This window comes from Treponema parvum, from assembly GCF_017893965.1.
GTDB lineage: Bacteria > Spirochaetota > Spirochaetia > Treponematales > Treponemataceae > Treponema_D > Treponema_D parvum.
Genome location: NZ_CP054142.1, coordinates 2,087,721 through 2,110,086, shown reverse-complemented (window position 1 = coordinate 2,110,086; position 22,366 = coordinate 2,087,721). Strand labels below are relative to the sequence as shown.

Here is a 22,366-nt window from a genome sequence, read left to right as displayed (position 1 = left end):
CACAAATCCTGCGCCTGCTCGGATTTGCTCGTTTAAGTCCAAAGTAGAAAAACCGGCCGAGCCGTTTTTCTTTTATAAGAGGCGCCCGCGATTTCTGCGCCACTGCTCGAAATCGCTCTTTTAAGTCTGAAGTAGAAAAACCGGCCGAGCCGTTTTTTCTTTTATGAGAGGCGCCCGCGATTTCTGCGCCACTGCTCGAAATCGCTCTTTTAAGTCTGAAGTAGAAAAACCGGCCGAGCCGTTTTTTCTTTTATGAGAGGCGCCCGCGATTTCTGCGCCACTGCTCGAAATCGCGAGCTCTTCTTGCAATTATTCCTCTTATTATATATATTAGCGGAGCACGATCAAAGTAGTTAATGTGCGGATCTTATCTGCGTGTTATGCCTGCCTCTAATGCACGGTCTGTCTAAACAGCGGCTTTAATTTCCTTGACATCGATATTAAATGTTTTTGTAAGGAAAGGAATAGAATATTTTTGCGTTTCCGGCGGTTCGTCACACAGTATTGTAATATGCGGCAAGTTTTTCTTGTCGCCGGGAAACGGATGGAAACGGAAGAAATCTCTTTTGAAGACTTGGGTCTTGACGAAAAGACCCTTGTCGCTGTTACTAAAAAAGGCTTTGAAACGCCTTCTCCAATTCAAATTTTGGCGATTCCCCGTCTTTTAAACGGCGACGCCAATATCATTGCAAAGGCGCGCACAGGCACCGGTAAGACGGCGGCTTTCGCCCTTCCTCTTATTCAGGAGCTAAGAGAGCAAAGCGACCATGTGAGAGCTTTGATTCTTGAACCTACGCGGGAACTTGCCGTTCAGACTTGCACTGAAATAAAGTCGTTTGTTTTTGATAAATATCCCAGATCGGCGGTCGTTTACGGCGGCGCTTCCATGGGAATGCAAATAAAGGACTTAAAGCGCGGAGCGGAGATCGTCGTGGGAACTCCGGGGCGTATTCAGGATCATCTTGAACGCGGCAGTTTGAACATTGAAAAAATCGATTATTTTATCCTTGACGAAGGCGATGAAATGCTTGATATGGGGTTTATCGAGGATATCGAAGCCATTTTTGCAAAGGCGAATCCTTCAAGCAGGATTCTTTTGTTCAGCGCGACTATGCCCGAACCCATTCTCAAGATCGCTCATAAATTTATGGGCGAGTATGAAATAATTGAAGAAGAAGGAATAACGGAAGAGCCGCTCTTAATTGACCAAAAATATTGGGTTGTGCGTGAAAATGAAAAGATAGAGGCTCTAGTACGCCTTATAGATATTTCTCCGGATTTTTACGGCCTTGTGTTTACGCAGACCAAGGTCGACGCGGACGCCGTAAGCCGCATGCTTGACGAGCGCGGATACGAAGCTTCCGCCCTGCACGGCGATATTCCGCAGCTTCAGCGTGAAAAAATCCTTATGCGATTCAGAAGCAAAAAAACGCGCGTCCTTGTAGCCACGGATGTAGCCGCCCGAGGTATAGACATTACGGGGCTGAGCCACGTTGTAAATTATTCTTTGCCTTTTGACGGAGCTACCTATGTTCATCGCATAGGCAGGACGGGGCGCGCCGGTTCGTCGGGATGCGCAGTAACCTTTGTAAGGCCTGACGAACGTAGAAAACTTAAGTTTATGCAAGCGGCTGTGCGGCGCGCAAGCAAGGGTGAAATGATCGAAGAAGAAATTCCTTCCGTAGATGCAGTTATTGAGGCAAAGCGTAAACGATTGTTCGATGAGATTAAAGTATCTCTCGGTGTTTCCGAGCCTGCTGAGGCGGACAGTGTTCGGAACGGCATATCCGAACGATGTGGGGAAGACGATCTTCTCGGCAGCGTTTCCGATCCTTCTGGGGCAGGCGGTTTCAATGGCGGCGTCTCTGAGGCGACCGTTTTGGGCGATATTAACGATCCGGAAAATCACGTAAAGGCGTCTTTTATTTTTGAAAACCTCGCGGAACAGTTATGTTCCGGTATATATTCGAATCCTAAAGAGATTCTTGCGAGAGTACTTGAAAATTTTTACGGTAAAACTCTTGACAGATCGCGCTACGGTTTGATTTCTTCGGTAAAATCTTACGGAGAAGGCGGTCAGATAAGATTGTTTGTTCAGCTCGGCAGGAGGGACGGATACAATGCGCGTTCGATAGCCGATTATTTTAGCAATTTGCTGCATATTCCCGGACGTATGGTCGATAACATTGACATATCTTCAAGTTTCAGCCTTGTAAGTTTGCCTGTCTCGGCCGGAAAGAAGGTTCTTGAAATGTCCCGTAAAGACAAGGGTTTACCTCACATGCATGTTGACAGTAAATCCGGCGGAGGCTTTGTCTTAAATTCCCGTACCGGTCGAGAAGGCAGAGTCGGGCGAGGAAAGTACGGCAGAGCTTTTCCGAACGATGTGCGTTCGCCGTCAGGCAGGGCTAAAAGGCGGGCGGGCAAGGGTTTGAACAAAGTCGAAGGGCGTAAGGGCGGCGCTGAACTGTATAAAAAAAAGAAATCCGGCGAGGAAAGGTTTTAACGCTTTTTAAGAAGCGCGCCTTGCTGCCGGCTTATAGGCGCACTGTCAGTCTGCGATTAAAGTGCGCTTAGCGTGCTGTTAACGTGCGTTTTTTATAATTTTGTTTTGTCTTGTCCCGTCGCTTTTGCATGGCTTACGATCCATCGCTGCACGGGTACTGCCCAATCGTCCTCATGACAGCCTTCGAGTATGAGCCTTTCATACATATAGTGTATGTGTTCGATCACTGCGCGGCGGTTTTCGCCTGTAAGTTCCGGCGTGTTTTTAAAAAGATCGTTTATAAAATTTACTGCGTCGTCCGTTGTAAAAAAATCCGTGATATGCGACATCATATAAAGCGCAGCAGGAATGCAGTTTACGCTGTGCTGCTTTACAAAAAGTACGGATTCCGTTATAGCGACGGCTCCTTCGTAAAGTTCCTTGTTCCACTTTTCTTTTTCCCGTTCGGTAAAATTTTCTCTCTCAAAAAGCATTTTGTAATATGAAAAACAAAGAACCGCTATTGCGACGTGCAGGCTCGGCACGCAAAGATAGTGCGGATCCAGATTGTGAATATTTTTGAATTTTGCATTTTTACGATAATCGGGACGGTTTGTCGTCGTCAGTCTGAACTTATACACGCGGGCAGCTTCGTTATATGCCTTTGTTATGTATTCTACAAATTCCTTTGCGAACGGTAAGGAACGGCCGGCGCCGAACCGTTGTATGAGCATGCTTAAGGGCGACAGCCAGAAATTCACAAAGTGCATGTAAATGTCGATTTTACCGGGAATAAACGGAACCGTATTGTCAAGAGGACTTTCCACATTTACGACCGGTATGTGGTAAAAGCCCCATTTTTGAAAGAATTGTAATATAAAAAAATTTTTTATTACGGACCCGATGTATTTCCACGACGTCTTAAAGGTTTTCGCCCTCCACGGAAGGACAAAATAAGGAAGCAGCCAATTAAAGGATGATAGCGAACGCGAAGAAACTTTTGCAATACGGCGCAGCTGCTTATTTGAAAAAATATCCGGACGCATTATTTAATTTTATAGCAAAAACTGGGGATTTTCAATTGTAAGATGAAACTGTTGTCGGCCTGTATTTGCGGTCTTGAGGTTATACTTCAAGCCGCATTTTTATACGATGGCCGACTTTAACACAAACTGCTTAATGTGTACTATTCGCTCTTTGCTTTTATAAATTTATCCCCATATTTATATTTTACAAGAGATCTTTCCGGTATGGCTTTAATGATAAAGTATGCTATAAATATGGAAATTAATTTACCTACACTTTCAGTTACAATGTAAACTGATAAAACCGACTCTAAAATCTGTTTTCCGGTCGCCATCAGTCCGGCAGCCAGCATAGAGGCGCCTCCGCCTGTTGATCCTCCAAAGAAGAATACGGTGATCGGCGTTGCTGTAATTGTTGCTACCAAAGCAATAATAATTCCTGAAACTATTAATTTCCAAATCTTATTCATCATATTGTATTTTGACAATAATCCTGCCGCAATTCCAATAAAGAATGCACAAAATGCATACGGAATCCATGTTGGATCAAAAATACCGTTAATCAGGTTTGTCAATACGCCTGTAACCGCTGCCGGGATCGGTCCTGCGAGCGCGCCTACCAGTAAAACGCCTATCATGTCTAAATCTACCGGTATTTTCAATAAGGAGGTCATCTGTCCTCCGACAATATTAATTGCAATTGCTACCGGAATTAATAAAATAACCACCATTGAAAATGTTTCGTTCTTTTTCATTGTTTATTCCTCCTATTTTTTTGTCAATCAAAGCTGTAATGTCTTCATATTGAAAACATTTTATTTTTTTTTCATTATTCATTCCTCCTGTTTTTTGTCGATCAAATCTGTAATGTCTTCATTGAATATTTCTTTATAAAACAACTTATAAAATTTAGCTGTATCAACATCATATGCATATTTTGCATTACATTTGTTTTTATTCCAATGTCCATTTATATCTACAATGGACTGTCCCCGGGCAATTCCTTCCGTCACTACATCAATATATGCCGGTTTTACATTCACAATGGAATTGTCAAGGAAGTACGCAACAGTTAGTACGTCATGCATTGGCGAAACGGCTTTTCTTCTTTCTTTCCAGTTTTCATCCATCCCTATTTGAGTAATATTATAAACAAATGTTGATAATTTGGTATTTAACATTCTTAATATTTCCCGCATGTTGCAGTCTAAGGCAATTTTATTTGTAACATCCAAACCTATCATCGTTACTTCTTGAATACCTGCCATCAGAACTTCATGCGCTGCCAGCGGATCCGCCCAAAAATTATACTCTGCCACAGGACTCATATTTCCAGTGTACTTTGCCCCTCCCATAATAATTAAATGTTTTAGATTTTTGGCAAAATCCTTAGACTTGCGTATCGCATGGGCTATATTCGTACAAGGTCCTATCGCAAATAGTGTAATTTCGTTAGGATATTTATTCACATATTCAACCAAAAAATCTACTGCGTTCAGATCTTCTTCTTTTTTATTTGAAGATATAGTATCTGCAAAGCCTCCCAGGCCGTCATCGCCAAATGCACTCACTGTTGCCGGCTGTTTCCGGTCTAATGCAACTGCCGACCCGCGATATAACGGAATGTCCTCTCTTCCACATAACGAAAGAATATTCAATCCATTCCTTGTTGTCGTATCTAATGCTCCATTTCCTGTCACGCTACATACTGCTTTTAAATCCAATTTTCCTGAGTATAACGCCAATATGATAGCCAGCGCATCATCTGTTCCCGGGTCACAATCAATGATAATTTTTTCTTTCTCCATTTAAACCTCTAGTTGTAATAACTCAGAAATTCTTCCATTGTGACAGCTGTTTTATCCGATTTTAACTTATCGCATAATTGTCCTATATATGTCTTTTTCAACATACTATCTTTTAAAAGATCTTCATCGGAAAATATCTCTTTTGCACTTCCTACTTTAAGCAGATTTTTATGTGACATTACAAATATTTTCTTGAAATTATTTACCGCAAATTCTATATCATGGGTTATTGTAACTACGGTTTTATTCTCTTTTTTTAATTCTTTAAGGATGTCCTCCAATCTCTTGATTCCAAACAAATCCTGACCTGCGGTGGGCTCATCCAGTATCAATATTTTTCCGTCCATTGCCAATACGGACGCAATGGAAACAAATTTACGAATGGAAAGCGGAAGATTATAAGGATTTTCCTGCATCTGTTCCGATAATCTACATAGATCGGCTGCCCATTCGGTTTTTTGCGCAATTTCTTTCTCCGACAATCCCTGCTTTTTTGGTCCGAATCTAATCTCATCTTCCACATTGTTATGAAAAATTTGATCATCAGGATTTTGGAATACATATCCTGCAACTTTTGACAATTGCGCTGTTGTATAGTCTTTCGTATTCATTCCATCAACCAAAACCGTTCCTTGAGTTGGTTTTAATAATCCGTTAATCATTTTAACAGTTGTTGTCTTGCCGGCGCCGTTCTGACCTATGATAGCGACTGCTTCTTCTTTATTAATTTCAAAACTTATATTTTCAACAGCAGAAAAACCATTCGGATACTGAAAACTTACGTCTTTGAATTCAATAATCCCCATACTGCTACTCCTTCTTTCCGATTTTTTGAAGCTGATAAGCCATTTCATCTGTAGTAATAATATTTTCTTCTATTCTTACTCCATGTTTTTTTAATTCATTTGCAAGATATACTGTTAACGGCAACCTAACCCCAAACTGTTCTAATTCAATTTCAGATAAAACTTTATGTTTATCGCCATGTCGAATTACTTTCCCTTGGTACAAAATTACTACTTCATCACAATATTCAGCCACTAATTCCATCTTATGCTCAACAAGAATGATGGTCTTTCCCATTTTTTTCATTGTTTGTATAATTTCAAAAACACGTTCCGTTTCCTGTGGATCCAACTGTGATGTCGGCTCGTCTATCACTAATATATCCGGTTCCAGAACCAGCACCGATGCCAAAGCTACTCTCTGTTGTTGACCGCCTGATAACTCAAAAGGATTTTTATTTTGAAGATAAGCGGTGTTGGTAATTACCATAATCTTTTCTACACGCTGCTTTATTTCCTCTACCGGAACTCCAAAATTTTCCAATCCATATGCGATCTCGCCATATACAGTGTCTCTGGCTCCCGTAATCTGATTAAATGGATTTTGAAAAACATATCCTATTTTAGATGCCAGTTCTCCCATTTCATAGTCTTCTAGATTTTTTCCGTCAACTATTACTTTTCCTTCGATCTTTCCTTGAAAAAAATTAGGAATAAATCCTCTTATAATGTTACACAGTGTTGTTTTTCCACTTCCATTTGCGCCTAATATCGCATAAATTTTTCCCTTTTGGAAAGATAAGTTTACATCAGCAATACTTGGTGTTTTAGCCAAAGGATATGTGTAATTAACATCTTGTATATCTATATAAGCCATAGCGCAACCCTCCCGGCAATACCTAAAACACCGAATATTGTAATTAGTATAACGACTTTTTTATCCGATTCCGTTTTTTCTATATCATACAGATGTGTCGGCTTTATTCCTGATGAAAAACCTCTGGCTTCCAATGTCAACGCCCGTTCTTCTATTCCTGCTATTGAACTTAATACAAGTGGAATAATTGTTGGAACAAATACTTTTGCTCTTACAAAAAGATTTCCTTCCGTTTCCACTCCTCGTGCTTTTTGTGCATTCATAATCGTCTGGGATTTTTTCTTTAAAACGGGAACCATTTGTAGTGTTGACAGCACCACATAAGAAGCTTTTGCACTCATTACGCTCTTTTCTAACGCTAATACAAAATCTTTTTCCTGCGTAACTGAAAAGAGCCAAATCAAACTGCCTCCTGCACCCATTAATGTAAAGCCAAGTTTTAAGGCAAATAAAAGTCCTTCCAGCTTTGCATTAAATATCCAAACTGAAAATATAACTTCTCCTTTCGGATAGAAAAACGTTTGTATAAATAGCAATATCAGAAACAAAAGCCCCACGGAATTTTTCACTCTTCGGATAAATATTTTCCAAACACCGCTCATTGCAGCTATAATATTTATTATTACAAATATAACCAGCTTGCTCAAAATTCCCGGCATAATAATATCTAAAACAACCAGAACTATTGCCAAATAAAATTTAGTTAACGGATATAGCGCAACAATTTTATTCTCTTGCTTCATTATTTGCTCTCTCCTTATTGAAAAATAACATCACAAAGATCGTATTTGTGATTTAATAAATTCAGCGTCCCTTAAACAAGAAACGTTTAATCACGTAGTTATTATCCGACTGCATAATTTGCAACATAATATGGCATCCGTTGTAAGTTTATTTGAATTGGTGTGACAGAACCTCTTCCATATAAGGAATGGATTCGGTCGCACCTTTTTTTGAAACAGCCAAAGCTGCAGCCTTTGACGCTATCTCCATCGCCTTTTGTATGCTCTGTCCCCCTGCAAGCTGTGAAATAAAATAGCCTGTAAAAGTGTCTCCCGCTCCCGTAGAGTCCACAACAGGCGCGTCATAGATACCTTGGAAGCATGAAGTCTTATCGTCCAGGTAGAGCGCTCCGGCCTTGCCCAATGTCAACACAATTCGGCTGTGCGGAAATTTCTTTGCTATTGCTTGTGCAAGCCGTTTATAATCGCCGCCATATTCCTCTTTGCAGCCGGACAAGGCCATCCCTTCGACTCTGTTCATTATAAATATGTCTACAAGATCGAGCGGATATTCATATACAGTTTCATCCAGCGGCGAAGGATTAAATACTATTTTTATGTTTTTTTCCTTTGCTTTTTTCATTATATAGGCAATGTTGTTGATTTCGTTTTGCAAAAGCACGTAATCGCCTGCGGTAAAATTATTAAAGACTCTATCGATATGTTCTGTCGTAATAGTGCGGTTTGCTCCGCTGTAAAGTAAAATACAATTTTGCCCGTGCGTATCCACTTGGATTATGGCATGCCCTGTTTCAACCTCCGGGTTTTCGACAACAAAGCCTGTATCGACGTTGAATTTTTTGCAATAATCGGTAAGAAACTTTCCCGATGCGGCAACCGAGCCCGCTAAAAAGGTTTGGGAGCCGGCTTTTGCCAGCGCTGCCGCCTGATTAAGACCCTTTCCTCCGCATTTTTTTGAAAAACTTTTTGAGGAAATGGTTTCTTCCGCTTTTACAAACGTATTTACTTCATAGATATAGTCGATATTTAATGAACCGAAGCAAAGGATTTTCAATGTTCCTCCTCATCATATTACGGCGCCGGTATGAGCCGGCCATCGCTTTTAGTTGGCATAAACAAATTATGAATTGCGAAAATATTTTCGAAAACTGTTTCGTTCAGCTGTCAATAAATATTGTATATTGAGAATTTCAATAACGCAAGAAGAATTTTATCTTTTTTTCGTGCGGAGGGTTTGATACCCCGACGCTGCTTGAAGCTTTGCTGCGAATCTGCGTGAGGACTGCTGATTTCTAAATATAAAGCAATATAATGCGAAACTTGCCGTCGGTTTTAAAACCCGTCGTTATTCAACCGTTATTCTGCATGTTGTCTGCAATGGACAATATAGGGTAATATTAAAGCGACCTTATGTTCTTAGATCCGTTGTATTTGGAGGGATGTCAAAATGAATATGAAGGATATTGCAAATATTGCAGGCGTGTCCATATCAACGGTATCAAAAGTCGTTAACGATAAGGCTGCCGATATAAGCGAATCTACGCGTAAAAAAGTTTTGGACGTCATAAAAAAGCACAAATATCATCCGTACGGTTTAAAGAGCGGCGCGAAATACGGAATGCGCATCCTCGCGCTTATAATCCCTTCGGTCAGTAAAATGTATTACGGACGGTTGCTTGAGTCCATAGAGAAAGAGGCTGCACAGAACGGATACGCCCTTTCTATTTTTTGTTCGATGTTTGATGAAAACCGTGAACACCGTTTGATCATGACGGTTGCGGACGGTTATTATGACGGACTTGTGCTTGTGACATTTTCCGGAGCGAATGCTTCAAAATATAAAAATTATAAAAAGCCTTTCGTAGTGATAGGCGTTCCGTTTGATCATATATCGTCATTTTATTTTGATTATGTAGGCATGTGCGAAAGAGCCGTATTTGAATTGCTGGAACATAAACATAAAAACATAGGCTGCGTTTTTGACGACCATTCCGAAGAATTTATTCAGGGCGCGAAATTTGCAGTGTCTAAGGCGGGACTTTCGGCGGATAAATTATCGTGCGCGGATTTAACTTCCTCAACGGCAGGAATAGGTGAAACCTCTATTGCAGCTGGGATTGAAAAAGAAGTTGAGCATTTGCTTTCGTTGGGGATCACCGCTTTTTTTTGCGGCAGCGTGAAGATTGCCGCATGTATTTATAAGCTGATGGATAAGAGCAATTGGAAGATCGGCAGGGATGTTTCTTTGATCGCCTTTGAAGACGAAGAAGTTCCCGATATTTTTTTTCCGGAAATTTCTACCGTTCGCATCAATTTTGAAAACGTTGCCTCAAAAGCCGTGAACGGGCTGATAAATTTTATTGACAACGGAATCATAAAAACGCGATCTTCAAAATGTGACTTTTTGTTAAAACGGACAGCCGGTATTGCCTTTCCTCCATCCGTAAAAGGCAGAGAAATCGTTGTGATAGGAAGCCTTAATACGGACACTATTTTGTCCCTTCCTCATTTACCGCAGACAGGCGAAACTCTTATGGTGCGCTCAAAATCATCAATTCCGGGGGGAAAGGGGGCAAATCAGGCTATAGGCGCTGGAAGGCTTAACGGTCAGGTTTCAATTATAGGAAGATTGGGTGATGATCTAAAGGGACATGAAATCTATAGGAATTTGCTTAATAATAATGTGAACGTCGAAGGAATAATATTCGATGCCAGAGAAAGAACGGGATCGGCTTATATAATGTTTGACGAAAAGGGAAATAATACTATCGCCGTTTACGGAGGGGCAAATGATTATTTCGTTGCCGATCAGCTTGAAAACGCAGAAAAAATAATTTCACGCAGCGCATACGCCCTTATACAGACTGAAATTCCTATTGAAACCGTAAAAACGGCAATAAATTTATGCAGGAAAAACGGAGTAAAAGTGATTTTAAAACCGGCCCCTGTAGTGCATATTCCGCCGGAATTTTTTAAAGATCTTTTTTTGTTGATCCCGAACGAGATGGAAGCCAGATCCATGTGTCCGCAAAAAAAGACCGTTGAAGATCAAGCGGATTTTTTTATAGAGCAGGGGATAAAAAATGTTATTATTACTCTTGGAGAAAAAGGATCGTTTTATACCGACGGCAAAACAGGCGTGTATTATAAGGCTTTCGATTTTACCGCAATAGATACGACGGGCGCAAGCGATGCTTTTATAAGCGCGCTTTCGGTATACCTTTCGGAAGGCAATGATATGAAATCGTCGATCGTCTTTGCAAGTTATGCTGCGGGACTTAGCGTCACAAAAGCCGGTGTTCAGACGTCTCTCCCTGGCAGAGAACAGCTTAGAGACTTTGAAAGAAATTCTATGAAAGCCGCATGCAAGCCGTAAAGACGCGGTTTTTAACGGACTCCTCACGGTTCTTCTTCCTGCGCCCTTATTCGGTCGAGTTCTTTTAAGATTCTGTCGTCAAGCTCTATTGTCAGATTTTTTTCTTGCGTAGGGATTACAAGCCCTTTAGGACCGTTTTTTGCACGGCGCAGATATTTTACATAAGTGTAATACAGATCGGCTTTTTTCGATTTTCGCGCTTTTGAATGATAAACGGCAAGATTCCCTGCGTATAAAAGTATTTTAAGAGGGACGGTCTTTCCTGCGCGGTTTTTAATAAAGACAAACCCTCCCGGGCAGTCCCTCGTATGCAGCCACAGATCGCTTCCCTTTGCGTGACGGCGCAATAATTCGTCGTTTTCATCGGCGTCGCGTCCTACAAGTATGTACCATCCGTCTACAGTGTAGTCCAGCCCGGGGCGGATCTTTTTTTCCTGCTGTTTGGGAGTTAAGTTTTTCCGGAGCATCTGTTCGATTTTTATCGGGTTTGTTTCTTTTTTTATCGCCTCATACGAGCGCTCCAGTGCGGCAAGGGCTTTTTTTGCCGAATCTATTTCATATTCAAGTTCAGTTGCGCCCGACATCTCTTTTTTATATCGATTGTAATAGGCTGCGGCATTTTCCTGTACGGTCTTTGAGGGGTCTATCTTTATGCGAACCGTGCTTCCTGTAGTAAAATCTCGGCACTCGAGAAAATTCGAACTTTTGTCTACGGCACAGCCTACGCAGCTTAGAATCAAGTCGCCCTGATGCTTAAGGTATATAGCGTTTTTAAAATTTCTTTGCTTTACGGTCAGACGCTCAAGAGCGTTTTCCTGCCGGCTCTTATGGCTGTTGTACCATTTTTTTGCCTGTTCAAGCAGGGCTTCGCGCGACAGCGCCTGAGCGTATTCGCTGTACCAAATATCGACTTTTTGATTAAAGGTGAGAGGTCCTTTTGACGGATTCGTTTTGCGGTATTCCTCTTCAATATCGTCGAAGCGGCGGATGGGGTAGCTGTCTTTAGGCGGCGGCTCAGTCGGAATTGACGTAATGCCATTTGCACTATCGGCAGCGGCCGGTTCGTAATTTTCCGCTTTGTTTATTTCGGGCGGAATGTAAGTCCGGCCCGAAACCTCGCCTTTTGAAGGTCTTCTGTACATTGAATCGAGTATATTGTTGTTTTTATCGCAGAGAATTATATTTGCGGCGCCGCTCCACAATCGGATAAACATGTTAAAATATTCGTCTTCACCACTGTGGCGTAATTCCATTTTAATAATGCGTTCCAGACCGATCTGTTTACATGAAGCGATCTTGTAACCGCGTATCTTCGAACGCAAAAATTCCATAAAGCGCAAGGGCTTGTCGTTCTTCGGGATTTTTTTGCAAGTCTCGTTTATACGGCAGGAATTGGGCTTTGTGCAAATTATAACCGTCTTTGCAGCGCCGTTTTTATACGTACAAAGCGCGACGGTGTCAAAACCCGGCTGTATTATGTCCTGTATAAAGGCTCCTGTCAGATCCAGTTCTTTAAGAATAAGGTTTATCTCATTGCAGTTTAGCGACACGCAGGAATTATAGCAAAAGTTTTATTCAAAGTGTAGCCGCCGTGCGCAAGTGCGAAGTTTCCCTCGCAACGGAGGCCGCCGCCGAAATCAAATCTTGAATTTCATTTTAAATGACTTTAGAACTTCCGCCGTGGGTTTTTCAGCGTCTATGTCGAAAAGCCTCCCTTTTTCCCGATAAAAAGCTATCAGAGGCTCGGTCTGTTCGCGGTAGACTTCCATACGGTGACTTATGGCTTCAGGTTTGTCGTCGTCTCTTTGAAAAAGCTCTCCGCCGCATTTGTCACAAATTCCTTCTTTTTTCGGAGGAACGCTTACGATATTGTAATTTTCTCCGCATTTTTTGCATACGCGGCGCGTGCTCAACCGTCGTATTACGGACTCTTCAGGTATTGCAAAATTTACTGCCGTAGCGTCGGGGCAAAACGTATCAAGGGCATTTGCCTGGGCTATCGTTCGCGGAAAACCGTCCAAAATGAACCCGTTTTTGCAGTCGTCTTCGGCAAGGCGCTCCTTTACAAGAGCAGAGGTGATGTCATCGCTTACGAGGGAACCGGAATCGATTATAGCTTTAACCTGTATTCCAAGCGGTGTCTTATTCTTTATTGCCGCACGAAAAATATCTCCGGTGGAAATATGAGGAATTTTGTATTCCTGAGCGACTTTTACGGCAAGGGAGCCTTTACCGGCTCCCGGCGGTCCTAAAAAAATAAAATTCATAGCGTCTCTCCAGTTATTTATTTTGTTCGACTGTTGCATTAGTGCGCGCCTTGCGCACAGTTAAACGATCGATGCTTCAATATACAAAACGCTGAGGCGGGGTTACTACCCAGATCGCTTCAAGCGGCACTTGTCCTATGTTATAGATAACGTGAGGCGTTCCGGCTGAAAAAGAAACGCTGTCGCCTTCGTTAAGCTCATACACCAAGTTTTCATAGTGCAGTTCCGCTTTTCCGCGCACTATAAACCCGAATTCCATGCCTAAGTGCCCGTAGGATCCCTTGTGCGTATGTGAAGCGACGGGAACCCTCAGAATAAATGCTTCAAACGCGCGCTCTCCGTTGCCGGTTTCAGGATGCGAAATTTCTTCAAACGTGATGTCTTTTTCAGAAACGATTCTGCCTTCGTCTTTTCGAATAATTTTAACAGGCCTGTCGCGCCGGTATTCTTCAAAAAGAAATTCAAGGTTTATATCAAGGACAGCCGCCAGTCCGAGAAGCGTGTCGATCGCAGGAGAAACCCTGTTCCTTTCGATTTGGGAAACAAGACTTTCGCTCACTCCCGCACGTTCTGCAACGGTTCTAAGCGTATATCCTTTTCTTTCACGCACTGCGCGGAGTTTTTCTCCGAAGTGGTAGGGTATGCGCTTCTTTTTTTTATCGGCCTGCGGCTGAATCATTTTGCTGCTTCTCCCTGTTTAATTCCATGACGAATTGTATAAAGTAATCTTCAAGCGTTTTATGCGGGCCTTCCAAGTGCATGCGGCGGCGTGCTCGGGCGTTGTCGCGGCGAAGAGTGTATATGGAATAAAAATCTCTGTAATCCAGACCGGCGTCAACTTTTACGTGTTCGCCTAAAAAATCGGAAACTTCGTCGCGGCTTATGGCGGAGATTCCCTTATTTTTAAGTATGGAACGCAATGTTTTTATCTGTTCGTAAGAGATGCCGAAAAGGAACTCTTCCATTGCCTGCGAAACTTCCGGCGTCCCGAGTTGCTTTTTTATAAACTGTATCCACTGACTGTCCATCTGTATTGAAATAAGCAAGAGTTCGCTTGTTCCCATCATTGTACCGAAAGCAGGAGCGAGTTTTCGCCTTGCGTTCCAGACGCTTTGAAGAACGGGAGCTATATCGCTTATGTTTTGGTCGTTTCTGTGTTCCCACAGGAGCAAAAGTGATATTGACAGGTGCCGCCTAAATTCCATGGGGATGGAAGTGTCGCGTATCAGGTTAAGATATACGTCTTCTGCCAGCAGCATGAACATCATGGAAATTGTTTCCGTCTGAAAATCGTCGGCGAGGTCCTGCAGTTCCGGCGTGCGGTGCGTAAGACTTGTTAAGGAAGAAAACGTGTGGATCTTTGCGACTAAAAAACCCTTGCCCAATGTCGCTTTCGACGGCAGCTGCAATGTCTGATCGCCTTCGTTTTGATTTGAAATCAGGGAATCTATGAGAATCTGCGGCGTTCGCAGGTCTGCAGTGAGTTCGTGCTTTTCAAGCAGAGAAGGAAAATTTTCAAAACTTTCAACGAGGAGTTCAAGATCTGTTATTCGCTCTCGTATTCGTCTGCAGCGCTGTTTGTCTATAGGTTCAAGGCGCGAAAGGAAGGAGTCTATCATAGTCCTTTGCTTAGGGGTAAAAACGACTATGTGGGTTTCCTGAGGCGTTTCTTGGGCGCCGTCAAAAAAGTCGCTTATATTAACGGATTCATATTCTATTTTTTTTGACGTAAAAGATTCTTCAGACACATAGATCAGTATATCACATTTGGGACGAAAAATCAAAGATCCGCGAGGGGTATATCGCGCGGGACTGCTGATTTCGGCAGGTGGTTTTGCGCGAGCTCGCTTGCGGGTTCGGCGTGTTTCGGCTGCGGGCACGCTGCTCGACGTATGACGCCGTAATACGTTCCTGCGGTGTTTCGACGTGTTGACATCGCCCTCCCGCCGAAATGCACGGATTTTTACAGAATGCGGAATTTTTATCCGATAATTGAAGTATGAAAAAGTTTACGGCATTTTTTCTTTCATCGCTGCTTGCAGCGTTCTTTTTAAGCGCCCAAAGCGGCGCTGCGGATGATCTTTGGGTTACGCAAAGCGACATAAGACTTGTGCCCAAAGACGGCAGTGATTTTTCATCCGTGACGGGCTACGATCTTTACATTAAAAAAAAGCCCGGCATCGAATCCGTTTTACTTACGGAAACTACCAAAGACCCTGAAGGGAAAAAAGACAATTACGCTTACCGCGCGCTTGAATGGAATGCGGTAAACGGCGACGAAATACGCTATCTTGACGGCAAAGTGCTGGATTCAAAGTACGCAAGATATTCTTTGGTGGATTCGAGCGCTTCGGAATATGACGACATGGGCGAATGCTTCCATATATATATTCCCGCGAACATAGTGTTCGGCTATCCGTGGTCAAGAAACGGAAGCGTAAAAATCGGCAGAGGCTTTTTTATCAACATAAGAACGTTTGAAAAAAAATACGCCGATTATACCGGGCGCTATTTTGACAATCCGTTTATGTTCGACTTGGGAAGACCCGTCGAGCGGCAGCCTGAAATAAAAGCGCCCGAAGCCGCCGCTCCTGAGGCTATCCCCGATCCGCCTAAAGAAATTTCAGCAGGTCCTGTTTTGACCGACGCGTATAATCCCGTCGCCGCCGAAAAATTCAAAGAAATTTCCGAAGAATTGATATATTCCGCAGGACCTTCGACTATCATTGACGACATTATGCAGCCCATAAATTCCATAGCGGCCGGTTCTACTGTTGATTGCGTCTTTGCGATCGACGCCACAGGCAGCATGCAGGACGACATTGAAAAATTGAGAAAGGAATGGATACCTCGTCTTTTGGAAGATTTGAAGAAATTCAATCGCGTTAGGCTGGGATTGATTTTATACCGCGATTATGTGGATTCTTGGCGGTACAGAAATTTGCCTTTAAGATTTTTTGACTTTACGGACGATTTAAACGTGTTTTTGAAAAATTTAAACGACTTTGAGATAAAGGGTTTTGAAGGCGGGGACATACCGGAAGCCGTTTATGAAGCCTTGTACGCTTCGATTGAATTTTACAGGTGGCGGCCGGCCGCGGTTAAAAAGATAATACTCATAGGCGACGCCGAACCTCATCCCCGTCCGCGCGGTACGGGACGCTATTCAAAGGAACTCATCGAAGAACTTTCCGTCAAAAAAGGGATAAGCGTAAACGCGATAATTTTGCCCGACGATAAGGCGAGCCGCGGAAGATAGCGAGCATTGAAATTTCGGCCTTTGCGGAAGGCATTTTTTTTGAACCGTATAGAGTGAAATTATGGCAGTGATGAATTTTGATTTAAAAAACGGCGTCCGTAAAAGGCTCGATATGATTTTGCGCGAAAAACTTCCGGAATTTATGTGCGCACCTCTTTCCAACGGAAAAATACGCCGCCTTATTGTCGCCGGAGGAGTGAGCGTCGACGGAAAGATCGTCCGATCTCCGAGTTTTTCGGTCTGTGCGGGGGCGGTAATCAAAATAAGAGTTGACGAAGAAAAATTATTTTTTGAAAAAAAGACGAACGATATTGAGTTTGAACTTGAAGAAAAAAATATTTTATTTGAAGACGAGTATATTATTTTAATAGACAAGCCCGCATTTTTTCCTGTGGAAAAGACTTTTTTAGAGAGCAGGGACAATCTGCATGACGCTCTTGTAAGGTATTTATGGAAGAAAAATCCTCATCTTTTAAATCCGCCTTACGCGGGAATCATGCACCGCCTTGACCGCGAAACCAGCGGAGTCATACTTTTTACAAAGCAGCGTTCGGTAAATGCCGCCGTACACGAAATGTTTGATTTTTATAATAACGAACGCCGCGTAAGTAAAGTGTATAGAGCCGTGTGCTCTCAAAGGAGCGGCGGCATAAAGCATATAGGCGACAAATTCAGCGTTGAAATGTTTATGGGAAGGATAAGCTCCAAGACTAAGGCCGGAAAATGGGGCAGGCTTTCCGAAAGCGACGGGGGTGTTTTTTCTCATACGGATTTTTTTATAAAAGATGAAAAAAATGTCGGCGGAAAAAACTTATTGTACATTGAAGCCCGTCCGGCTACGGGAAGAACTCACCAGATAAGAGTTCATCTTTCGGACATAGGTCTTCCGATTATGGGAGACTCTCTTTACGGCGGCGCTCCTTCGCTCCTGCCGGACGGCAGGATAATGCTGCATTCTTTGAGTCTTTCGTTTACGCATCCTGTAAGCAAAAAAGAGATGACCGTGAGCTCCGTGCTGCCGGACGGTTTTTTTTGACAAGCGGGAAATCCTATAAACACATGTGTGCATCACGAAAAAATCGCCTTTAGCGATTTTTTCGTGATTTTGCGCAAGGGATCGCGCGGAAAGACCGGAGCCGTATTCGGACGGCGAGGACTTGTAGCAAGAGCCCGACGGCGGCTTGCCGCCGGTGCGCCCGTATTAAAATTAGATTTTTTATGCGTTTATTTTTAAATTTGTTGACGTTTTTTGTTCCTGTTTATTATCTTTAATAATGAAAACAATCAAAATAAGGAAAAAGAGTGAAAGCTAAAGAAGATGAGACCGTAAAGGCCTCGGAAAAAGATTTTGAAAAAAACGGTAAGATGGAGCACGGTTTTGAGGGCCCGCACGGCGGAAAACATGCTGAAAAAGTTCATCACGGTAAGCATTCGGAGACCGCTTGCGAAGCCGCACAAGATGCGGCGGACAAAGGCGACGCAAAAAATGCGGACAGGGCTTTCGGCTCGGAAACCGGTACGGGCGGTAAAGAAGGCGCGTCCGGCATGAAGCAGGGCGGAGCGCGTGAAAGCGGGGAATGCGGCGCTCGGAATGGGAGCGGCTCTTCAAGTGTGTGCAGTTCCGAAAAAGTCTGCTGCGGCGAGGGATCTTCTGCGTCCGACGCCGAAAAAATCGAAGCTCTTACAAAAGAGAACGCTGAATTAAAAGATCAGCTTTTAAGAAGGGCTGCGGATTTTGACAATTACCGAAAGCGCATGCTTAAAGAAAAGCAGGACGCCTTTGATTACGCAAATACGAATCTTTTGCAGGACTTGCTTGAAAGTCTTGATAATTTTGACCGCAGCCTTGAAGCCGCTAAAAATGCGACCGATATAAAGGCCATCGTCGAAGGCATTAAAATGGTGAGCGGGAATTTGGTTTCGATGCTTGAAAACAAATACGGATTGATATCTTACGGCAACGCAGGGGACGCTTTTAATCCGGACGAGCATGAAGCTATAGGAAGCAGCGACGGGCCTGTGGCCTCGCCGGTCCTTAAAGATGTCTTTTTAAAAGGCTATAAATTAAAGGACAGGATAATAAGGCATGCGAAGGTTTCTGTTATGATGCCGGACGGAAGCGCAGGTGAAAAGCAGGCAGACGCGGACGGCGCGAATGCTGAGAGCGCTGCAGACTCTGCGAACGCTCTCAGCTGACATCTGAAACGGCGAATTTTAAACGAAAATAATGTGAGAAGATCCTATGGGGTCTTTGTTTATAATTAGGAGAACAGGATATGGGTAAGATTATTGGTATTGATTTAGGAACAACGAATTCTTGTGTTGCGGTTATGGAAAACGGCGAGCCCGTCGTTATTCAGAACTCGGAAGGCGGACGCACTACGCCGTCGATCGTAGGTTTTACTTCCAAGGGAGAGCGCATTGTGGGTGCGCCCGCTAAAAACCAGATGGTCACTAATCCCAAAAACACGGTTTATTCGATAAAACGCTTGATCGGGCACAGGTTTAACGAACTTCAAGGAGAAGCTACAAAGCTTCCCTACAAAGTTATAGATAACGGTTCCGACTGCCGTGTAGAGATCGATGAAAACGGAACGAAAAAACAATACAGTCCGCAGGAAATAAGCGCCTTTATTCTTCAGAAGATGAAAAAGACGGCGGAAGATTACCTGGGGCAGGAAGTTACGGAAGCCGTCATTACGGTTCCAGCATATTTTAACGACGCTCAGCGCCAGGCTACAAAGGACGCCGGTAAAATCGCAGGCCTCGACGTAAAAAGAATCATAAACGAGCCGACGGCTGCTTCTTTGGCGTTCGGGTTTAACAAGGATTCAAAGCAGGAAAAGACAATAGCCGTCTATGATTTGGGCGGCGGTACGTTTGATATTTCCATACTTGAGCTCGGCGACGGTGTTTTTGAAGTTAAGTCCACAAACGGTAACACTCACCTCGGCGGCGATGACTTTGACCGCAGGATAATAAACTGGCTCATTGCGGAGTTTAAAAAGGATACGGGGATCGATCTTTCAGGCGATTCCATGGCTATGCAGCGTCTGCGCGAAGCCGCTGAAAACGCAAAGATCAACTTGACGAACCAGACAAGCACGGACATAAATCTTCCGTTTATCACAGCCGTGGACGGTACGCCTAAGCATTTGCAGAAAACTTTGACTCGCGCTCAATTTGAGCAGATGACCGAAGATCTGTTTGAAGCTACAAAGGAACCGTGCCGCAAGGCTCTTGCGGACGCGGGACTGACGGCCGACAAAATCGATGAAGTTTTGCTCGTAGGCGGATCTTCCCGTATGCCCAAGGTTCAGGAAATAGTTAAGTCCATTTTCGGCAAGGAAGGAAGCCGCGCCGTAAACCCTGACGAAGCCGTTGCCGTCGGAGCCGCGATTCAAGGCGGCGTTCTCGGAGGCGACGTTAAAGACGTGCTCTTGCTGGACGTTACGCCGCTTTCTCTCGGAATTGAAACTATGGGCGGAGTGTTTACAAAACTCATTCCGCGCAACACTACAATTCCTACGAAAAAGAGTCAAATCTTTTCTACGGCTGCTGACGGTCAGACTGCGGTATCGATCCACGTGCTTCAAGGCGAGCGCGAAATGGCGGATCAGAACAGAACGCTCGGCCGCTTTGATCTGGTAGGTATTCCCGCGGCGCCCCGCGGCGTTCCGCAGATAGAAGTTACGTTTGACATTGACGCAAACGGCATTGTGCACGTTTCGGCAAAGGATCTGGGAACCGGTAAGGAACAGCATGTTCAAATTACGAGTTCCAGCGGTTTAAGCGAATCCGAAATTGAAAAAATGGTTAAGGACGCCGAAGCTAACGCCGAAGCCGACAAAAAGAAAAGAGAAGGCGTCGACGCTAAAAACGAAGCCGACAGCCTTATTTACGCTACGGAAAAGAGCGTAAAAGAATTGGGCGATAAGGTTTCGCCTGCCGAAAAGCAGAAGATCGACGACGCTGTAGCCGCTCTTAAAGCCGCCTTACAGAGCGACAATGTTGAAGACATTAAGGCAAAAACCGAAGCGCTCAAACAGGCTTCGTACAAGATTGCCGAAGAAGTTTATAAACAGCAATCGGCTGCAGGGGCCGCTCAAGGCGGGCCGGGCGGAACAAACGGCAGCGCTGAAAACGGCGGAACTTCCGCTTCAGGAACTTCCGATGCGGGCGGCACAGCCGGCTTTGACAAGGGTAAGGCGGACGATGCCGAATACGAAGTTCATGACGACGATAAAAAATAAGGTTTTCGCCTAGTAAAAGGTTTTATCGGAAAAACACCTTCGGCATCGGTTTGACAGTGCGTCGGCTGATCGCCGGGGTGTTTTTTATCTTTGTTTTGTGATATAAGTTTATTGTAAAATTAAGGTTTAACTTCGACCGCTGAAATATCGCGGCCTTGTTAAACTGCGAGTTTCGGACAAAGCCGAAACATCGCTTATTATCTGTGCGCAAAAAGCGCACGAATGCGTCTTCCGTGAAAGCTCAAAGCTTTTTTTCGGCGGCGCATTTAAATAAAGGTTAGAATTAATGGCTAAACGTGATTATTACGAAGTTTTGGGTGTTGAAAAGGGCGCATCTAAAGACGATATAAAAAAAGGATACAGAAAACTTGCAGTAAAATATCACCCGGATCGCAATCCCGGAAATAAAGAAGCCGAAGAAAAATTCCGTGAAGCGACGGAAGCTTATGAAATTTTGTCTGACGATCAAAAAAGACCGCTTTACGATCAATACGGATTTGCCGGCGTAGAGGGTATGAACCAGGGCGGAACGGGATATTCGCATGCGTTTAACGATTTCAGCGACTTGTTCGGCGGAATGGGCGGCGGCTTCGGCGACATATTTGAAAATATTTTCGGCGGCGGCTTCGGCGGTTCTTCAAAGAGAAGAAGCTCGTCGGACCCTGCGCAGGGCAGCAGTCTCCGCTACGACCTTGACCTGGGCTTTAAAGACGCGGTTTACGGTACAAAAATAGAAATAAAGTTTCAGCACAATGAAATTTGCGAATCTTGTCACGGCACGGGCTGTTCTGCAGGTTCAAGCAAAAAGACGTGTACTTCTTGCCACGGAGAAGGTCAAATACGCAGAAGCGCGGGTTTTTTTGCCGTGCAGCAGACCTGTCCCACCTGCAACGGCAGCGGAACGATAATTGAAAATCCGTGTTCTATTTGTCACGGAAGCGGCGTGCAGGTAAAAAGCAAAAAGATGACTCTTTCCATTCCCGCCGGCGTTGACGACGGAAAGCGCATTACCATTCCTCACCAAGGTAACGCCGGCGCGAACGGCGGACCGTCCGGAGATCTAATCGTATTTTTACATGTCGCGCGGCACCCTTACTTTGAACGTGACGGACAGGATCTGTATTGCGCCGTTCCTGTAACTATGGTTCAAGCCGCCATAGGCGCGACGATAAATATCTCTTCTCTTGACGAAAAGAAAATTGAAATAAAAATTCCTGCGGGAACGCCTCACGGCAAGGTTTTGCGCGTAAAAGGGGAAGGAGTGCCTTTTACGGGTTCTACAAGGAAGGGAGACCTTTATGTAAAGATAATGGTTCAGATCCCGCAGCGCATGTCGAGCCAGCAGAGAGCGCTCCTTGAAGAGTATTCAAGGATCGAAGGATCCACAACATCTCCCAATCTTATGCCTTTGTCTTCTTTAGGAAGATAGTGTATTATTTCCGGAAGAGAGATCTCGAAAATCGCTTTTGACGATTTTTTAAGTATGCC

Annotated in this window: 18 protein-coding genes; 7 read left to right on the top strand and 11 right to left on the bottom strand. The window is 43.8% G+C overall.

Annotated features, from left to right (window positions below):
* Nucleotides 1-511 precede the first annotated feature (511 nt).
* Entirely contained in the window at nucleotides 512-2,506 is a 1,995-nt protein-coding gene (locus HRQ91_RS09300) for a DEAD/DEAH box helicase (protein WP_246473205.1), read from the top strand.
* A gap of 92 nt (nucleotides 2,507-2,598) precedes the next feature.
* Here the strand turns inward: HRQ91_RS09300 and HRQ91_RS09295 are convergent, their stop codons facing one another.
* From HRQ91_RS09295 to HRQ91_RS09265, 7 genes are all read right to left on the bottom strand, one after another.
* Nucleotides 2,599-3,531 (bottom strand): hypothetical protein, encoded by a 933-nt coding sequence (locus tag HRQ91_RS09295; protein WP_210119287.1) that lies wholly within the window; start codon nucleotides 3,529-3,531, stop codon nucleotides 2,599-2,601.
* Between the two features lie 140 nt (nucleotides 3,532-3,671).
* A complete protein-coding gene (locus tag HRQ91_RS09290; RefSeq protein ID WP_210119286.1) occupies nucleotides 3,672-4,265 on the bottom strand; it encodes an ECF transporter S component in 594 nt (197 codons plus the stop codon).
* 78 nt (nucleotides 4,266-4,343) lie between these two features.
* Nucleotides 4,344-5,318 carry a nucleoside hydrolase gene (locus HRQ91_RS09285; RefSeq protein ID WP_210119285.1) on the bottom strand — a complete coding sequence of 325 codons (975 nt, stop codon included), beginning with the start codon at nucleotides 5,316-5,318 and terminating at the stop codon, nucleotides 4,344-4,346.
* Between the two features lie 8 nt (nucleotides 5,319-5,326).
* The gene (locus tag HRQ91_RS09280) at nucleotides 5,327-6,124 is read right to left on the bottom strand and encodes an energy-coupling factor ABC transporter ATP-binding protein (RefSeq protein ID WP_210119284.1); all 798 of its coding nucleotides are present in this window, start codon (nucleotides 6,122-6,124) and stop codon (nucleotides 5,327-5,329) included.
* Between the two features lie 4 nt (nucleotides 6,125-6,128).
* Nucleotides 6,129-6,980, bottom strand: coding sequence for an energy-coupling factor ABC transporter ATP-binding protein (locus tag HRQ91_RS09275; protein WP_210119283.1), 852 nt, complete (start codon nucleotides 6,978-6,980; stop codon nucleotides 6,129-6,131).
* Entirely contained in the window at nucleotides 6,968-7,723 is a 756-nt protein-coding gene (locus HRQ91_RS09270) for an energy-coupling factor transporter transmembrane component T (RefSeq protein WP_210119282.1), read from the bottom strand. The genes HRQ91_RS09275 and HRQ91_RS09270 overlap by 13 nt, the downstream gene beginning before the upstream one ends.
* Nucleotides 7,724-7,871: 148 nt before the next feature.
* Entirely contained in the window at nucleotides 7,872-8,777 is a 906-nt protein-coding gene (locus HRQ91_RS09265; protein ID WP_210119281.1) for a ribokinase, read from the bottom strand.
* A gap of 393 nt (nucleotides 8,778-9,170) precedes the next feature.
* Between HRQ91_RS09265 and HRQ91_RS09260 the strand changes: the two genes are divergently transcribed.
* On the top strand, nucleotides 9,171-11,099 hold the full coding sequence (locus HRQ91_RS09260) for a PfkB family carbohydrate kinase (protein WP_210119280.1): 1,929 nt from the start codon (nucleotides 9,171-9,173) through the stop codon (nucleotides 11,097-11,099).
* A gap of 23 nt (nucleotides 11,100-11,122) precedes the next feature.
* Here HRQ91_RS09260 and HRQ91_RS09255 read toward each other — a convergent pair whose 3' ends face one another.
* From HRQ91_RS09255 to HRQ91_RS09240, 4 genes are all read right to left on the bottom strand, one after another.
* Nucleotides 11,123-12,649: an NFACT RNA binding domain-containing protein gene (locus HRQ91_RS09255; protein ID WP_210119279.1), complete on the bottom strand. Its 1,527-nt coding sequence runs from the start codon at nucleotides 12,647-12,649 to the stop codon at nucleotides 11,123-11,125.
* A gap of 87 nt (nucleotides 12,650-12,736) precedes the next feature.
* The gene (locus HRQ91_RS09250) at nucleotides 12,737-13,366 is read right to left on the bottom strand and encodes an adenylate kinase (RefSeq protein WP_210119278.1); all 630 of its coding nucleotides are present in this window, start codon (nucleotides 13,364-13,366) and stop codon (nucleotides 12,737-12,739) included.
* A 76-nt stretch (nucleotides 13,367-13,442) separates the two neighbouring features.
* Entirely contained in the window at nucleotides 13,443-14,045 is a 603-nt protein-coding gene (locus HRQ91_RS09245; protein WP_210119277.1) for a helix-turn-helix domain-containing protein, read from the bottom strand.
* Nucleotides 14,023-15,114 (bottom strand): hypothetical protein, encoded by a 1,092-nt coding sequence (locus HRQ91_RS09240; RefSeq protein WP_210119276.1) that lies wholly within the window; start codon nucleotides 15,112-15,114, stop codon nucleotides 14,023-14,025. The genes HRQ91_RS09245 and HRQ91_RS09240 overlap by 23 nt, the downstream gene beginning before the upstream one ends.
* A 251-nt stretch (nucleotides 15,115-15,365) precedes the next feature.
* Here HRQ91_RS09240 and HRQ91_RS09235 point away from each other — a divergent pair, with 251 nt between their 5' ends.
* The 5 genes from HRQ91_RS09235 (at nucleotide 15,366) to dnaJ (ending at nucleotide 22,307) form a co-directional block, all read left to right on the top strand.
* Nucleotides 15,366-16,625, top strand: coding sequence for a vWA domain-containing protein (locus tag HRQ91_RS09235; protein ID WP_210119275.1), 1,260 nt, complete (start codon nucleotides 15,366-15,368; stop codon nucleotides 16,623-16,625).
* A gap of 70 nt (nucleotides 16,626-16,695) precedes the next feature.
* Nucleotides 16,696-17,661: an RluA family pseudouridine synthase gene (locus HRQ91_RS09230; RefSeq protein WP_210119274.1), complete on the top strand. Its 966-nt coding sequence runs from the start codon at nucleotides 16,696-16,698 to the stop codon at nucleotides 17,659-17,661.
* Nucleotides 17,662-17,927: 266 nt separating this feature from the next.
* Entirely contained in the window at nucleotides 17,928-18,821 is an 894-nt protein-coding gene (locus HRQ91_RS09225; protein ID WP_246473204.1) for a nucleotide exchange factor GrpE, read from the top strand.
* Nucleotides 18,822-18,901: 80 nt separating this feature from the next.
* Nucleotides 18,902-20,878, top strand: a complete 1,977-nt coding sequence (dnaK, locus tag HRQ91_RS09220; protein ID WP_210119273.1) for a molecular chaperone DnaK — start codon at nucleotides 18,902-18,904, stop codon at nucleotides 20,876-20,878.
* A 286-nt stretch (nucleotides 20,879-21,164) separates the two neighbouring features.
* On the top strand, nucleotides 21,165-22,307 hold the full coding sequence (dnaJ, locus tag HRQ91_RS09215; RefSeq protein ID WP_210119272.1) for a molecular chaperone DnaJ: 1,143 nt from the start codon (nucleotides 21,165-21,167) through the stop codon (nucleotides 22,305-22,307).
* Nucleotides 22,308-22,366 lie beyond the last annotated feature (59 nt).